The sequence below is a fragment of the Pseudomonas nitroreducens TX1 genome (genome assembly GCF_000313755.1).
Classification (GTDB): Bacteria; Pseudomonadota; Gammaproteobacteria; order Pseudomonadales; family Pseudomonadaceae; genus Pseudomonas; species Pseudomonas nitroreducens_A.
The window spans coordinates 68,645-83,606 of sequence record NZ_AMZB01000124.1; the positions used below are offsets into that span (position 1 = coordinate 68,645).

A 14,962-nucleotide genomic window follows, 5' to 3' on the forward strand; every position below is an offset into this window, starting at 1 on the left:
CGGCAATCTCTAAGGGATTTTGCGAACCCAGAACAGCTCGTGACGGCGCACCGCCTTGCGGAAGAACTCGTCGTCGCCGGTGGGAGGCCAGCGGCGCCCGGCGAGCACGCGCTGGATCAGTCGGCGCAGGCGTTTCTTGCCGGTGAGCGGGGTCTGCAGGTCGTGCTGCAGGGCCAGGGCCTGGGCCTTGTCGACGCGGGTCGCGGTGTCCAGCACCGGGCTCCACAGCGGGTCGGCCGGCAACGCCTCGATACAGGGCGGCAGGGCAATGCCGCCGTCGGCCGGCCCCATGGGCCAGCGGTCATTGTCGTGCAGGTGATTGGCGTAGAGCAGCAGCGTCTGCGGCTTCCAGCTGCTGCGCTCGACGGCTTCCAGCGTGGCGCGGGTGGCGTGCACGTGGTCGGCGTGAGGGTCCAGTTCCGGGTGCGCGGTGAGGATCACCTCTGGTCGGATGCGCTCGATCAGCGCAGTGAGGTCGGCCACCAGATTCAGCCAGGTCGGCGCGCCGTCGCTGTCGGCGGGCAGCGCGAACGGATTGAATCCGCGCACACTGCGGACGTCGGCCTCGCCGGACTCCTTCGAGCCGAACGCCTGGCTCGGCTCAGCGGCCATGGCCGGCAGCTGCAGGCAGTAATAGCCCAGCTGCACGCAGCGCTCGGCCGGCACGCCGCCCCAGAGCGGCGCGGCAATGCTGTCCCAGGTGCGCAGGCGGCCCTTCAGCCGGGCGGCGGCGGCCTTGTCCAGCCCGAGCCGCTGGTAGTGCTCGGCCTCGATTTCGCCCTGGGTCAGGGTGGCGATCCAGGCGTCCGCGCAGCGGCTGTACTGGCCGAAGGCAGCCAGCTCGGCATCATCCGCATGGGGCGCAATGATCAGCAGGCGCTGCCGGGCATAGTCGGGATTATGGAAGGCGTGCAGCACGCCTTGATGCGCGAGCCGGCAATGGCGGCTGCGCAAACGCAGGTGCCCGGCGCGCAGGGCTTCGCCCTGGCCGGACAGGTTGATATAGCGCTTGCCGCTGACACCGCGCTCGAAGTCCTGGCGATCGTTCTCGACGCCTTCAATCAGCACCTGCGGGTCGAGCCAGCGGCCAAGCAGCGAGGACTTGACCTCGATCTCCAGCACCAGCGTCTCCTCGCTCTCCGACAGCGCGCCGGTGGCGACGTGCAAGCCGTGCGGGCCGAGGGAAACCGGCAGGGCGACGGAGCCCTCGGGGAAGTCGTAGCGGTAGTCGTCGCGCGGCGAGTAGAACAGGTGGTCGGCGAACCAGGCTTCGTGGGCGACCCAGCCGAGCAGCAGCGCCAGCGGCACGCTCCACCAGGGCGCGAAGATGCCCAGCAGGATCAGCGCCAGGAGGGCGACGAGCAGGACCACGCGCTTCTTGCGGCGGTGCTGTTTGAGCAGGTGCTGCTTGCGGGCGCTCATGTGGTTCTCCGTGGACACCGATCGCGGACGGAGTCCGCTCCTACGCACAGACCAAGTCGCCGTGCACGAACTGTAGGAGCGAGCTTGCTCGCGAACAACCCCCGCAGAGGAATGGCTTCGCGAGCATGCTCGCTCCTACAAAAAGCCTGAAGTCAGACCTGAAACACCGGCACGCGGTGGCACCAGCGGTCCTTGTACTCGCGGTCGGCGCGGCCGAAGGAATAGCGCAGGGGCTTGCCCAGCGCCTCGGCTTCGGCCCAGGCCTCCTGCGTATTGACGAAGCTGAGCACGCTGCCGGGGCTGAAGTCGCGATTTTCCGGCGCCACGCCGCCATTGATGTATTCGACGCTGATCCACTTCGGCGCCTCGACCCGGTAGAGAATCTGGATCGCCACCGGCTCGTCGTCCAGGCGCACCAGCGAGCCGCGCATGAATTCGCGCATCAGGCCGAATACTTCGGCCAGCCGCGCCTTGCCGGGCACCTCGAATTCCCAGCGGCGCTGGAACAGGTCGGCATAGATGCTCGCCTGCTCCTCCGGGCTCAACTCGCTCATGGGTTGCAGCACGCCGCCCGCCTCTTCCAGCAGGCGCTGTTCGCGGCGCTGGTTGTAGCGAAATTTCTTCGAGAAGTCGGCCGGGGCGCGGTTCATCGCCAGTTGCTCGGGCTGCGCGCGGGCATCGCTGACCTGTTCGCGATTGAGTTCGGAGAGGTAGCGCACCTGATGGCGCAGTTCGATGCGCGTGCCTTCGGCAATCGGCAGGATGATCTCCGCGTTGCCCAGGTCGAACAGGGCCTTCTTGCCCTCGCGCTTGAGCACGTCCTTGGACAAGGCCAGGTTGCGTCCCCAGGTCGGCACAGCGGCGCGCAGTTCATCGCCCTCGAACCAACCCAGGTAGCGCACCGGAATGCCGGCCAGATGGGCGAGGCGCTCGACCACCTCCGGGTGGGTGGCGACGCTGCCGCCGAAGCGCTGCCAGGCGGCCGCATAGTCAGTTGCCGTGATGGGCGTCCAGCCGCGTTCGCGGAAGACTCGCAGACGGTTCAGCATGTCGGGTGCCGCGTCATACCGGCTGCTCGGCGGTCAGCTCGTTGCCATCGGCCGGATCATCGGCGAACTGGCGGGCATGCAGGCGTGCGTAGTAGCCATTCTGGGCAATCAGCTGGTCATGGGTGCCACGCTCGACGATGTGGCCCTGGTCCATCACCAGGATCAGGTCCGCCGCCTCGATGGTGCTCAGGCGGTGGGCGATGACCAGCGTGGTGCGACCTTGCATGACCTTCTCCAGCGCGGCCTGGATGTGCCGCTCGGACTCGGTGTCCAGTGCCGAAGTGGCCTCGTCGAGGATCAGCACCGGCGCGTCCTTGAGCAGCGCGCGGGCGATCGCCAGGCGCTGGCGCTGGCCGCCGGAAAGCATCACCCCGTTCTCGCCGACTTCGGTGTCGAAGCCTTCGGGCAGGCGGTCGATGAACTCGCGGGCGAACGCGTCCTCGGCGGCCTTCTCCACCGCTTCGCGCGGTTTGCTGGCGAGGTCACCATAGGCGATGTTGTTGAGCACGCTGTCGTTGAACAGATTGACCTGTTGGGTCACCAGCGCGATATGCCGGCGCAGGTTGCTCAGCGTGTAGTCTTCGACGTCCGTACCGTCGAGCAGGATCTGCCCGTCGCTGTGGTCGTAGAAGCGCGGAATCAGGTTGGCCAGGGTCGACTTGCCGCTGCCGGAGCGGCCGACCAGCGCCACCATCTGGCCCGGTTCGACGCTGAAGTTCAGGTCGTTCAAAACCTTCTTCTCGGTGCCCGGGTAGGTGAAGCTGAGGTTCTTCACTTCCAGGCGACCCTGTACGCGGTCACGCTCGACGGTGCCGTTGTCCACCTCGGGCTGCTCGTCGAGTTGCTCGAAGATGCTCTCCGCACCGGCCACGCCCTTCTGGATGGTCGAGCTGACTTCGGACAGCTGGCGGATCGGCTTGGGCAGCAGGCCGGCCATGGAGATATAGGCCACCAGGTCACCGACGGTGGCATCGCCGCGCAGCAGCAGCACGAGGTACAGCAGCACGGCCATGGCGCTGTAGATCACCAGCTGCAGCATCGGCGTGTAGATCGCCGAGGTCTTGTTCATGCGCAGGTTCTTGCTGGTGTTCTCATCGGTCACGTTCTGGAAGCGTTGGCGCTCATAAGGCTCGCCGCCAAAGCTGCGGACCACCCGATAGCCCTGGATGGTCTCGGAGGACACGTGTGTCACGTCGCCCATGGCCACCTGGATCTTCTTGCTCTGCTTGCGGAACTTGCGGCTGGCGCTGGTCACCATCAGGGCGATGACCGGCAGGATCGCCAGCATCACCAGGGTCAGTTTCCAGTTCATGTAGAGCAGCGAGAGGAACAGGAAGACCACGGTCATGCCTTCACGGATCACCACCTTGATGGCATCGGTAGCCGCGCCGGTGACCATGGTCACGTTGAAGGTGATGCGCGAGATCAGGTGCCCGGAGTTGTTGCTGTCGAAGTAGCGATTGGGCAGGGTCAGCAGATTGTTGAACAGCGCGATGCGCAGGTCCTGCACCAGCCCCAGGGACACCTTGGCGATGTAGTAGTTGCCGAGGAAGGAACCGACGCCCTGCCAGACAGCGATCAGTACCACCAGCAGCGGTACCGCATAGAGCAACGAGAGGTCGCGCAACCAGGCCCAAGGCGCATTGGGGAACAGCTTGGCATCCGGATGGGCCAGGCCATCGACGAAATACTTGAGGATGCCCGCCAGCATCGGCTGGGTCGCGGCGAAGATCAGGAAACCGACGATGCTGAGCAGGAACATCCCGATGTACGGGCGCACATAGGACAGCAGTCGGAAGTAGATCTTCAGGCTCGAAGGTGCCTGGGGTTCTTTACCGGACATGTAGGAATCGCACGCTTAAAAGGTCGGCGATTATAACACAGCGCTCTCGTTTGCCCGGCGGCTGGGCTACTATAGCCGGCTATCGATTCAGGGACCCGCCATGCAAGACCTCGCTCTCTCCGCCTACGAAGCGCTACGCGCCGGCGCCCAGGTGCTGGAAGCCGACAAGCATGGCGACAAGGTCCTGCGCCTGGCCGATGGCAACTTCCTGAAACTGTTCCGGCGCAAGCGGCTGATCTCCTCGGCGGCGCTGTATCCCTACGCGCAGCGCTTCGCCGACAACACCCAGACGCTACAGCATCTGAAAGTGCCGTGCCCGCAGATCATCGCGGTCTACCGTATCCCGGAACTCGCCCGCGATGCGGTGCACTACCAGCCATTGCCCGGCGATACGCTGCGCCAGGTGATCGCCGCCGGCGAGGCGGACGCGAAGCTGGCAGCCCAGTTGGGCACACTGATCGCCGAATTGCATGATCAGGGCGTGTACTTCCGCTCGCTGCACCTGGGCAATGTGGTGAGGACGCCGGAAGGCTCCCTGGGCCTGATCGACCTCGCGGACATGAAGAAGCAGCGGCGCGCGCTTTCCCGCCAGCAGCGCAAGCGCAACTTCGCACACATGCTGCGCTATACCGGTGATCGTCAGTGGCTGCTCGCCGGTAACACCGACAGCCTGTCGCAGGCTTACCTGGCGCGCAGCCAGGTTCGCTGGCCGCTACCGGACCTCAAGCAGTTTCTCAGTTCGGCGCCCTGACTGCCGGACGCACCGGCGGCCAGCGCTCAAGGGTCAGCCCGAGCAGGATCACCACCCACGGCATCAGCCACATGGCGCGCGTTCGCTCCCAAAGGCTGAACACGTCGAACTGCATGGCCACGCTGGAAAACACCCACAGCAACAACACCGAAAGCCCCAGGGCACGCGCACGGCAACGCCAGGCGCGGTAGCCGATCACCGCCCAGAGCGCCAGGAATGCCAGCATGGCCGGCACGCCGTATTGAATGGCGGTATGCGCCGGGAAGTTGTGAGCGCCATTTTCGTAAACGGAGCGGCCGCTGGTGACCGAATAATCGGCACCCAGCCCAACCCCGAGCCAGAAGTGCTGCTGGATCAGCGGCCAGGCACTGCGCAGTAGTTCGAAGCGCTCGGCATCGCCGCGCTCCATCAACCCTGGTTCGACGACGACCAGCGTCGCCCCGCCCACCAGCAGCAGCAATGGCAGCAACTTGGCGATCCGCCCCCGTACCAGGCTGAGGCTGAAGATAGCCGTGACCATCAGCGCCAGGAGTGCGCCGCGGCTGCCACACAACGCTACATAAGCCAGGGCCGCTGCCAGCAGCAGCACCCAGGGCAATTGGCCCCAGCCGCGACGCGGCAGCAGAGGCACGCACATCACCGAGACGAAGGCGATCGAATAGGCCGCCGCATTCGGGTTGTCCATGAAGCCACCGAAGCCATTCAGGCGTTCGCCGTCATAGAGGGGGGCCATCACCAAAGCCGCAAGGCTGTATAAACCGATCACCAGTGCCAGGGACAGCAGTGTCATATGCAGCCGGCGCTCATCAGCCCGCGCCCATAGCACCCAGCCCAGGACGAACAACATGAACAGCGAAACGCTCTTGAGGCTGCCAAGCGGCTTTCCCGACGTAGACCACAGCAGCGAGAGCACCGCCCAACCGAACAGCGCCAGCAGGAGCCACAGCTCCCGCTGCGCACGCAGCAAGTGGCCGAGTTCCTCGCGACGAGCGATGCACAGCCACAGGGACGGCAGGTAAGCGAACAGCGCGACCATCTGGAAATAGAACTTCATGGTCGGAGTGAGCATCACGCCAGCGATGCTCCACAGCACACCAATGCCCAGCATTGCCTCGGCTATCCGTGTTCCCCGGCGCTGAGTCGCACCGGTTGGCGTCACTCTCGGACACCAGGCCCGCCAGGCTTGGGCAATCACTTCTTTCATCGGCAAACGTCTTGTTCCTGCCCGAACTTGAATAACAAATGACGAACCCGCCGCAAGGTGACGCGATTCCAGCGCCACGGCGGGAGTTGCAGCAGCAGCGACCAGGCGTACCCCTTGTCATTGACCACGGATTGCTTGAGCGCCTTGTTGAGGATGCAGGTCATGCCAGCGGAGTAGGCCGGGTGATCCCGGTAGGGCGCGACCGCCATGCGATCATACTGGAGCTGGTTCTTGTAGGCCGTCCGCGACAGGTTGCCTGCATGGCGACGGTAGCCACTGACGACTTCCGGCAGGACTTCGACCCCGTAGCCCAGATGAGCGATTTTCAGGGTCATCTGGAAGTCCTGGATGCGAATCTGCGGATCGTAGCGCCCTGCCCGCTCCATGGCCTCGCGCCGGTACATGGCTACCGTCGCGCCGATGGCGATGGCCTGGCCCAACAACTCATCGAAGCTGTAGCGGCGCACGGCGCTGCCGGGGCCGCCTTTGATGTGCTTGCCATTGGCATCGATATAGACTGCACGCCCGCCGAGGCAACCGACCTGCGGATGCTCGCGCAGGTATCTGGCCTGCAGGCTCAGGCGCCCTGGCAGCATGATGTCGTCGGAGTCTGGCGTGGCTACCAACTCGCCCCGTGCATGGCTCAGGGCAGCATTGAGCGCGGCGCTGACGCCCTGGTTGGCCTGGCGGTAGAACTGGAAGCCATGCTGTTGCTGCAGCGCCTGGATCTTCTCGGCACTGCGGTCCTGGGAGCCGTCATCCACCACGATCAGTTCGAAGTTCGGATAGTCCTGCCCCAGGATGCTCAGCAGCGTCTCTTCGATATAGCGTTCGCGGTTGTAGCAAGGCACCAGCACAGAAATCAGCGGGTAATCCACAGGCACCTCGGTGTCCGGCGAAGGAGTGGGCACAGATCAGATCCCCAACGCCAGACGGCAACGTTCGAGCACTCCGGGCTGCGGCCGTTCGCGCAGCGGCTCGGCCATGGCCTGGACGATCCGTGCGCCAATCTGGCTGAAGCCGAAACCCTCAACCGCCAGCGCTCGTCCAGCCTCAGCGATACGGGCGGCGTGCTGCGGGTCGTTCCGCAGCCATTGCAGCTTGCTGCGCAACTGGGCAACGTCGCGGTAAAGCACCACGTTGTGCATATCCTGCAAGCCGAGCGCACGGTTCTCCGCCTCGCCCTGGTCATAGGCGAGCAAGACGCAACCGCAGGCCATCGCCTCGAAATTCTTGATCATGTACTCACCCATGCCGACATCCGCGCTGACGAAGAAGCGAATGCGGTTGAGGGTGTTCAGGTAGTCCTCGCCTGAATTGGTCTTGGTGACCAGCAGGTTTTCCACCTTGCCCAGCTCGTCCAGCAGCGCCTTGCGGCCACTGTAGGCAACGCTGCCGGTGCTGCCGACGAACGCCAGTTCGATATCGCGCTCGCGCCCCAGATCGTGGAGCAGGTCCTGGTCGTAGCCCTTGGGCACAAAGACCGCATCGAAGCCTTCCTGGCGCAGCCGCTCGCTGACCATGAAGCCGGAGCTGATCACGCGCGCCCAGGGCAGGCGACGGTAGTGCGCACTGAACTTCCCGGTGTACTTGCAGGGGATGTAGTTCTGGTAGGCATCGTGTTCGAGGATGACAAGGTTGGGCACGCTGCGGATGAAGGCGGCCTGGCGCATCTCCTTCTTGAAACGCAGGAAGAACAGGATGCGGTCGTATTTCGACACGTCCACCTGTTCACGGAAATAGCGGCGCAGGTTGGCCTGCTCGCCACTGCTCAGCCAGCGCAGATCGCACTCGCAATGTTCGGCGATGCCGTCATACAGGCGGTCGAGGATGGCGCGTTGTTCTTTCTGGACCAGGAACAGGACCTTCATACCGGCTTGCCCACCTCAGGACGCAATGGTTGCGACGTTGCCAAGGCCACCAGTTCATGGACCTGAGCAAGGTTGACCTTCGGGATCAACTCGCCGGGAAGGCGGCTCTCGCGGGAAAGATTGAACACCTGGAACCCGGAGTCGATAACCTGCCGGGCCAACAGGCTGAAATTTGGCAGGATGTGCCCGGCGAAATCATCGTCCAGGCGGCTTTTTACCTGGACACCGGCAGGATCGTAAAACTGTCCGAGCGACGAATTCATATCTACGCCCACGAGGAACACCCTGTCGAAACCCAGGTAATACGCCAACTGAATGGCGACATAGGCAATGGTACGAGCGGAGAAGTAACCCCGACCGAAGTTCCGGCTGAAACCCAAACGGTTGGCGGCCTGACTTAGCAAGGACCAGTTCATGACGAAATCCGGGTCTTTCCGGGCCGACCAGGCGAACGCGCGGTCTGTGCGCTGGGGCACATCCGCCCAACGATTGACACGCTCCATCAGCAGAAGGTTCTCCGCCTGCAGCGCCTGCGGCTCCTTTGCGTACAACCGCTTCATGGCCTCCAGCCCCAGCGCCGCCCATTGCGACCGGTGAATGCCACTGGCAACGGCAGTGCTTTTCTTTTCGGCCACACCGGCATCGTCGCAAAGGTAGAAGAACGGACGCACGCCCTCCTGCTCGAAGCGGGCGATGGAGCCGTTCATCGCGATCATCGGTACATGGGCGTAGTCCTTCAGGGGAAACTCAGCCACCGATGGCCCCGACGCGATGATGAAGACTGCCCCGCTGCGACTGTTGCGCAGCAGCTGCCAGGACGGTAGACGACGCGCCTGCCCGGAAGGCAGGTGCAAGGTACGCTCGCCGGAAGGTCCGGCCTCCAGAGTCACAACCGTCATGGGGTTTCTTCTATCCTGAGCAACGCCTGGATATCACGGCGCACTGCGACGGACTTGTCGGCGAAGAAGGCGTTCGCGTCGTGGAATTCACTCCAGCCGTCAAGGAAGACGAAATCCAGTCCAGCCCCATGGGCGCACTGGTAATCGAAGCGGCTGTCTCCCAGGAACAGGGCGGGGCCGGCGATATTGCCGCTAGCCAGTTCGCGGGCAAGGATACGGTCCTTCGGCGTCGGGCTACCGAAGATGCCGCCATCGAACAGGCGGTCCAGGCCGCGAGCGGAAAACACGTCGCGCAACTCGGCCTCATCACCGCCCGAAACGATCAGCCAACGGCTATCGGGCAACTGCGCTCGCAACGCCTGCAACCCCGGCGCCACGGCACAGTCCAGCAATCCTTGGCGAACGGCGGCAGCGTATTGCTCGAGGAGACCGGGGAGCAATGCCTGAACGTCCTTCGCCCTCACGATGTCCTGCAGGAAATACTCGAACTTGCGATAGCGGGATATGCCGCCGTTGGCCTGGTGATAATCGACGAAGGCCTGCGCAGCGCTGTCCCCGAACGGCAGTGCAACTTCGTGGAAAGCCCGGGTCTTCACTGCGTTGGAGTCCAACACGACGCCATCGCAATCGAACACCAGGCAGCGGTAGTCGGCGAGATTGCGCAGCATCACAGTCCCCGCGCCCGAATGGCCGCCTCGGCCGTCTCGATGTCTTCAGGGTTGTCTACGGCAATGGAGTCCTGCGACAGTTCAAGCATCCGCACCTCCCAACCCAGCTCCAGGAAACGCAGTATCTCGATGTCCTCCAGGCTCTCCAGCGGTGTTTTGCTCGTGCAGGCGGCAAAGGCCTCGAGCGCGGCACGAGGGAAGGCGTACAGACAGACCTGGCGCCAGGCCTTGATGAACTCGTCCGCCTTGGTGCCGGGAATAGTCGCGCGAGACATGTAGAGCAGGCGGCCATCGGGACGCATGACCACCTTGGGCGTGCTCGTACTACGGAACTGCAGTTCCTGCTCGATGGCACAGAATCCGTTGAGCACCTCGCCCGGCCATTGGGCGCTGGCCTCGATCATGCGCCGCAAGTCGTCCGGGTTGAAGACTGGCTCGTCACCCTGCACGTTGATGAACACATCCGCATTGAGCTGCTGCGCGCATTCGGCGAGACGGTCGGTACCGGTAAGGCAGTCCCCGGAGGTCATCAGCACGGCAATGGAGTGCGCCTCGCATACCTGGCGAATCCGCTCATCGTCGGTCGCGACGTAGATTCGTTCAGCCGGACAAGCCTTCAGGCACTGCCGGTAGGTGCGCAGGATCATCGGAACGCCGTTCAGCTCCACCAGCGGCTTGCCCGGCAAGCGGCTGGACTGGTAGCGAGCGGGAATGATCACGGCGTAATCGAGCTGAGCGGACATAGATGACTCAAAGGGCATAGATGGAAGAACAGGGAACCTGATAGCGGGTCGGTGTCACCGCCAGCAATTCGGGCACTGCCTGCTGAGCCTGATAAGCCTCCAGCACGTCGTTGACCTCAACATTGCGCGGATCCTCGCCGGGATAGCCGTCGAAACCCGCCAGCAGAACCCGCCGGGCCTTGCCGCTGGCCGCGATTGCCAGCGCATAGGCCGCCACCAGCGACGTCGGCAATGTACAGTGCCGGGCATGGAAACCAAAGCCCTGCCTGTCGATGGACAAACCAAAGTCCAGAAGCGCTTTGCCCTTCAAGGAATTCAGCACATCCTCAGGCAACATGCTCGCCGGCGTGATCAGCGGCTGCGGCAGTTGCACGTGCTCGGCGCCATCGGCCATCAGGCGTAACGGATGGCAGGCCGCGCGCAGATGGATCAGCTCAGGAGAGATATCGGTCTGTGTATTGAGTGCCAGCACCACGGGGTTGGCCTTGCGGATGTAATGCTCGATGGCATCACGATGCCTGGCCACGCCGGCACCGCTGCCGAGCAGCAGCACCTCCCGGTCGGCCAGCCACTCCTGCGGAGCCCACTCGCCCCGAGGAGAGCCGTGGTAGAAGTGCCGCGATGCCTCGAGAGTGTCCGGGTTGTACTTTTTACCGCCGCTGGTGCGCAGCGCCTGGATCGCGACTAGCAGATCCGAGTCGCTGTAACGCGAGTCAGCCAGCATTTCCTGGACGTAGGTGGGGTGAATGCCATGCATTCCCGCCAGGTAGTAATAAGGATTGGTGCCCCAGCCGTAACGCTGCTGCATCGGCTGGAAGCGCCTCGACACCAGCTGCAGAAGCGCCGAGAGATTGCGCTTGCCATGCTGCATGGCGAGGTATTCGATGCGCGCGTTGCCCGGACCGCGCCCCATGCCAAGCACAGTGCCGTCGACCCAGGTCGCGCCCGCCTCGATGGCTTCGAGCGTGTTGGCGTGGGCCAGTGCGCGATTATCATGCGCATGGATTCCCAGCGGGCCGTCCCATTCGCGGCGCAGCAGGGCGACGATCGCGCGCACATCGGCGGGCGAAAGGCTGCCCATGCTGTCGGCGAAATACAGCACGTCCAGTCCGAACTGCTGGGCTGATGCAGCCAATTGCAGGATGGTTTCGTCAGACTGTTCGGCGATCTGCATCAGGTTGATGCCGACCCGGTAGCCCTGCTGTTTCAACCAGCGGCAGGCTGGCAATACCGCCTGGAACTCGTGGGCATGACTGGCGATGCGCACCAGGTCGATCGGGGACTCCTGCGCGCAAGCAAACAGGAGCGCCGCAGCGGCAAGCGGCCCTTCGGCATGCTGGACCAGCTCACTGGCATTGACCATCACGCCGTAGCAGACGCCCGGAACCAGCGGCAAGCTGGCGAGAAAGGCATCGCTGCTGTAGGCGTATCCGCCGCGAAAACCGTGCCGGGGAAAACCGCGCAGACCCAACTCGACATAATCGATACCCGCACTGGCCACAGCCTGCAGGTACTCGCGAACCAGGTCCGCGTCGAAGTCCCAGTTGTTGTAGTAACCGCCGTCTCGCAATGTGCAATCCAGCAAGAAGACTTTCGAATCGCGCACGTCATGTCCCTCCAACGCGGTAAAGCGGCAGTCAGCGCTCGGCAACGAGCGCCTTCATCAGCGGCAAGCTCCAGAACTCCCGACGCACGGCGGCGTCGGAGAAGCGCGTCTGCAGGCGTTGCTCCATCTGTTGCGCACAAGCCTCGCGCTGCCCACGATCGAGCGCCGCCATATGTCCCAGGCCTTCGGCCAGGGCTTTCTCGTCACGCAGCGGGAACAGGATGCCGACGCCTTCGACCACTTCGCTGGCGCCGCCACCCGCACTGGCGATCACCGGCACGCCCGCGGCCATCGCCTCCAGCAGGACCATGCCGAACGGCTCGTGGTCGGAGCTCAGGGCAAACACGTCGAACGCCTTGAAGTAGCGCTTGGCATCGGGAACCTGGCCGAGGAACAGCACGCGTTCGGCGATGCCCAGTTCGCGGGCCAGATCCTTGAGATCGTCTTCCAGGCGGCCCTTGCCGAGGATCGCCAGCAGGCTGTTGTGCGGCAGGCGCGGCAGTGCCTGGGCGAAGCCGCGCAGCAGGGTGGCCTGGTCCTTGTCCGGATGCAGGCGGCCGACGTTGCCGACCACCCAGGCGTTGTCCGCCAGGCCCAGGTGCTGGCGCGCGGGATAGCGGTCGACCTGCTGCGCCTGCAGCGCATCGACGTCGACCCGGTTGTACAAGGTCTCGATGCGCTCCTGCGGCCAGGCAGGCAGGCAGGCGCGGATTTCGTCGCGCACCGCGTTCGAGACGCCCAGCAGGCTCAGGCGCTCGGCGAAGATACGCGCGAACAACTTGCGCCCCAGGCGCTGGAAATCACCGAAACCGTGGTGCACGCCGATGATCGGCAGACGGGTGCCGAGCATCGCGATCCAGGTCGGCTTGAAGCGGTGCGCAATGCAGAAGCGGAAGTCCCGGGAGCGCGCGATTTCGCGTAGATCACGGATCGCCTTGAGCTTCAGCCCGCGGATGTCCCGCGAGCTGTAGTCGAGGAAGAGCACCTCGTCGCTGGCGCAGCCGGAGGCCACTTCCGGGTCGGGGGCGCCGGTGAGGAACACCGTGGTGACCCGGTAGCCGGTGCCGGCGAACAGACTGGCATATTGACGGGCGCAATCCAGGAAGGGCCCGTCATAGCCATGGCAGAACTGCAGGACGCGCGGTTCAGCCGAGCGAGTCATAGGCCGCCGCGCCGTCCTTGACCACCAGGATGTCCTGCATGATCAGGTATTGCAGGTCCGAACCGTAGAACATGTTCAGCGCGTCGGTGGGCGAGCAGATCATCGGCTCGCCACGGCGGTTCAGCGAGGTATTGAGCGCCACGCCGTTGCCGGTGAGCTTCTCCAGCTCCTTCATCATGTCGTAGTAGCGCGGGTTGAACTCGCGCTTGAGCACCTGGGCGCGGGAGGTGCCATCCTCGTGGACGACTTCCGGCACGCGGGTCTTCCACTCTTCGTTGACTTCGAAGGTGAAGGTCATGAACGGCGCCGGGTGGTCGATCTTGAACATCTGCGGGCCGACGGTATCCAGCATCGACGGGCAGAAGGGCCTCCAGCGCTCGCGGAACTTGATCTGCGCGTTGATGCGGTCGGCGACGCCGGGAACGCTCGGGCAGCCGATGATCGAACGCCCGCCCAGGGCGCGCGGGCCGAACTCCATGCGGCCCTGGAACCAGGCCACCGGGTTGCCGTCCACCAGCACCTTGGCGATCAGCTCGGGCACGTTGTCGATCTTGCGCCATACCGGCTTGGCCTCGTGGCGGGCGCAGGCGGCGATGACGTCTTCATTGCTGTATTCCGGGCCGAGGTAGACGTGCTCCATCTTCTCGACCGGCACGCCGCGCTCCCAGGACACGTACGCGGCGGCGCCAACGGCGGTGCCGGCGTCGCTGGCCGCGGGCTGCACGTACAGCTCCTTGACCTCGGGACGGGCGATGATCTTCTGGTTGAGCTTGACGTTCAGCGCGCAGCCGCCGGCGAAGGCGATCTTGCCGGTCTCGCGGATGATGTCGCCCAGGTAGTAATCCATCATCTCCAGCGCCAGCTTCTCGAACAGCGCCTGGATGCTGGCGGCGTAGTGGATGTAGGGATCGTCGGCGATGTCGCCTTCACGCTTCGGGCCGAGCCACTCGATCAGCTTGGGCGAGAAGTAGTAGCCCTTGCCCTTTTCCTTGTAGCGGCGGAAGCCGATGACGTTGGCGTAGTCGGTGTTGATGATCAGCTCGCCGTTCTCGAACTTGGCCAGGCGGGAGAAATCGTACTTGCTGGCATCGCCGTAGGGCGCCATGCCCATGACCTTGAACTCGCCGTCGAGCATGTCGAAGCCGAGGTATTCGGTCAGCGCGCCGTACAGGCCACCCAGGGAGTCCGGATCGTAGAACTCCTTGATCTTGTGGATCTTGCCGTTCTCGCCGTAGCCGAAGAAGGTGGTGGCGTACTCGCCCTTGCCGTCGATCCCGAGGATCGCGGTCTTCTCCTTGAAACCGGAGCAGTGGTAGGCGCTGGAGGCGTGGGCCAGGTGGTGTTCGACCGGCTGGATCTTGGTTTTCTTCAGGTCGAAGCCCAGCTGCTGCAGGCACCACTGGATACGCTTGTAGTAGCGGTGGTAGCGGCGGTTGCCGAGCAGGATGGCATCGAGCGCACGGTCCGGGGCGTAGGCGTAGCGCTTGGCGTAGTGCCAGCGAGCCTTGTCGAAGATGCTGATGGGGGCGAAGGGAATGGCCACCACGTCAACGTCCGACGGCTTGATCCCGGCCTGTTCCAGGCAGAACTTGGCCGACTCGTAGGGCATGCGGTTCTTCGCGTGCTTGTCGCGGACGAAGCGCTCTTCTTCGACAGCCGCGACCAGTTTGCCGTCGATGTACAGGGCGGCGGAAGGGTCATGGCTTACGGCGCCGGACAGGCCGAGGATGGTCAATGCCACAGG

Annotated in this window: 13 protein-coding genes; 1 reads left to right on the top strand and 12 read right to left on the bottom strand. The window is 64.2% G+C overall.

Translation table 11 applies throughout. The annotated features are described in order from the left end of the window. Positions 1-9: 9 nt before the first annotated feature. The 3 genes from C167_RS0121880 to msbA form a co-directional block, all read right to left on the bottom strand. Positions 10-1,422: a PIG-L deacetylase family protein gene (locus tag C167_RS0121880; protein ID WP_017520443.1), complete on the bottom strand. Its 1,413-nt coding sequence runs from the start codon at positions 1,420-1,422 to the stop codon at positions 10-12. A gap of 152 nt (positions 1,423-1,574) precedes the next feature. Further along, a complete protein-coding gene (locus tag C167_RS0121885; protein WP_017520444.1) occupies positions 1,575-2,471 on the bottom strand; it encodes a GNAT family N-acetyltransferase in 897 nt (298 codons plus the stop codon). A 13-nt stretch (positions 2,472-2,484) separates the two neighbouring features. After that, on the bottom strand, positions 2,485-4,314 hold the full coding sequence (gene msbA / locus C167_RS0121890; RefSeq protein ID WP_017520445.1) for a lipid A export permease/ATP-binding protein MsbA: 1,830 nt from the start codon (positions 4,312-4,314) through the stop codon (positions 2,485-2,487). A gap of 100 nt (positions 4,315-4,414) precedes the next feature. On the opposite strand from msbA, the gene C167_RS0121895 reads away from it, so the two are divergent. Then, positions 4,415-5,065 carry a lipopolysaccharide kinase InaA family protein gene (locus C167_RS0121895; RefSeq protein ID WP_017520446.1) on the top strand — a complete coding sequence of 217 codons (651 nt, stop codon included), beginning with the start codon at positions 4,415-4,417 and terminating at the stop codon, positions 5,063-5,065. Here the strand turns inward: C167_RS0121895 and C167_RS0121900 are convergent. The 9 genes from C167_RS0121900 to C167_RS0121940 form a co-directional block, all read right to left on the bottom strand. Beyond that, positions 5,049-6,173, bottom strand: a complete 1,125-nt coding sequence (locus tag C167_RS0121900; RefSeq protein WP_017520447.1) for an O-antigen ligase family protein — start codon at positions 6,171-6,173, stop codon at positions 5,049-5,051. The two genes, C167_RS0121895 and C167_RS0121900, sit on opposite strands and share 17 nt — an antisense overlap. Before the next feature lie 92 nt (positions 6,174-6,265). After that, positions 6,266-7,180 (bottom strand): glycosyltransferase family 2 protein, encoded by a 915-nt coding sequence (locus C167_RS0121905; RefSeq protein ID WP_051167986.1) that lies wholly within the window; start codon positions 7,178-7,180, stop codon positions 6,266-6,268. Between the two features lie 3 nt (positions 7,181-7,183). Further along, positions 7,184-8,140, bottom strand: coding sequence for a glycosyltransferase (locus C167_RS0121910; protein ID WP_017520449.1), 957 nt, complete (start codon positions 8,138-8,140; stop codon positions 7,184-7,186). Next, a complete protein-coding gene (locus C167_RS0121915) occupies positions 8,137-9,039 on the bottom strand; it encodes a hypothetical protein (RefSeq protein WP_017520450.1) in 903 nt (300 codons plus the stop codon). The genes C167_RS0121910 and C167_RS0121915 overlap by 4 nt, the downstream gene beginning before the upstream one ends. Then, positions 9,036-9,707 carry an HAD family hydrolase gene (locus C167_RS0121920; RefSeq protein WP_017520451.1) on the bottom strand — a complete coding sequence of 224 codons (672 nt, stop codon included), beginning with the start codon at positions 9,705-9,707 and terminating at the stop codon, positions 9,036-9,038. The genes C167_RS0121915 and C167_RS0121920 overlap by 4 nt, the downstream gene beginning before the upstream one ends. After that, positions 9,707-10,450: a 3-deoxy-manno-octulosonate cytidylyltransferase gene (locus tag C167_RS0121925; protein WP_017520452.1), complete on the bottom strand. Its 744-nt coding sequence runs from the start codon at positions 10,448-10,450 to the stop codon at positions 9,707-9,709. The genes C167_RS0121920 and C167_RS0121925 overlap by 1 nt, the downstream gene beginning before the upstream one ends. 7 nt (positions 10,451-10,457) lie before the next feature. Then, entirely contained in the window at positions 10,458-12,056 is a 1,599-nt protein-coding gene (locus tag C167_RS0121930; protein ID WP_026079204.1) for an aldolase catalytic domain-containing protein, read from the bottom strand. Between the two features lie 31 nt (positions 12,057-12,087). Continuing rightward, positions 12,088-13,218 carry a glycosyltransferase gene (locus C167_RS0121935; RefSeq protein WP_017520454.1) on the bottom strand — a complete coding sequence of 377 codons (1,131 nt, stop codon included), beginning with the start codon at positions 13,216-13,218 and terminating at the stop codon, positions 12,088-12,090. Continuing rightward, entirely contained in the window at positions 13,202-14,959 is a 1,758-nt protein-coding gene (locus C167_RS0121940) for a carbamoyltransferase (RefSeq protein ID WP_017520455.1), read from the bottom strand. Before C167_RS0121940 ends, C167_RS0121935 begins: the two co-directional genes overlap by 17 nt. Positions 14,960-14,962: the final 3 nt, after the last annotated feature.

Coding starts and splice junctions, on each gene's coding strand:
- C167_RS0121900 (WP_017520447.1), bottom strand. CDS start 6,173: ATGCTGGGCATTGGTGTGCTGTGGAGCATCGCTGGCGTGATGCTCACT.
- C167_RS0121885 (WP_017520444.1), bottom strand. CDS start 2,471: ATGCTGAACCGTCTGCGAGTCTTCCGCGAACGCGGCTGGACGCCCATC.
- C167_RS0121915 (WP_017520450.1), bottom strand. CDS start 9,039: ATGACGGTTGTGACTCTGGAGGCCGGACCTTCCGGCGAGCGTACCTTG.
- C167_RS0121935 (WP_017520454.1), bottom strand. CDS start 13,218: ATGACTCGCTCGGCTGAACCGCGCGTCCTGCAGTTCTGCCATGGCTAT.
- C167_RS0121920 (WP_017520451.1), bottom strand. CDS start 9,707: ATGCTGCGCAATCTCGCCGACTACCGCTGCCTGGTGTTCGATTGCGAT.
- C167_RS0121895 (WP_017520446.1), top strand. CDS start 4,415: ATGCAAGACCTCGCTCTCTCCGCCTACGAAGCGCTACGCGCCGGCGCC.
- C167_RS0121910 (WP_017520449.1), bottom strand. CDS start 8,140: ATGAAGGTCCTGTTCCTGGTCCAGAAAGAACAACGCGCCATCCTCGAC.
- C167_RS0121880 (WP_017520443.1), bottom strand. CDS start 1,422: ATGAGCGCCCGCAAGCAGCACCTGCTCAAACAGCACCGCCGCAAGAAG.
- msbA (WP_017520445.1), bottom strand. CDS start 4,314: ATGTCCGGTAAAGAACCCCAGGCACCTTCGAGCCTGAAGATCTACTTC.
- C167_RS0121925 (WP_017520452.1), bottom strand. CDS start 10,450: ATGTCCGCTCAGCTCGATTACGCCGTGATCATTCCCGCTCGCTACCAG.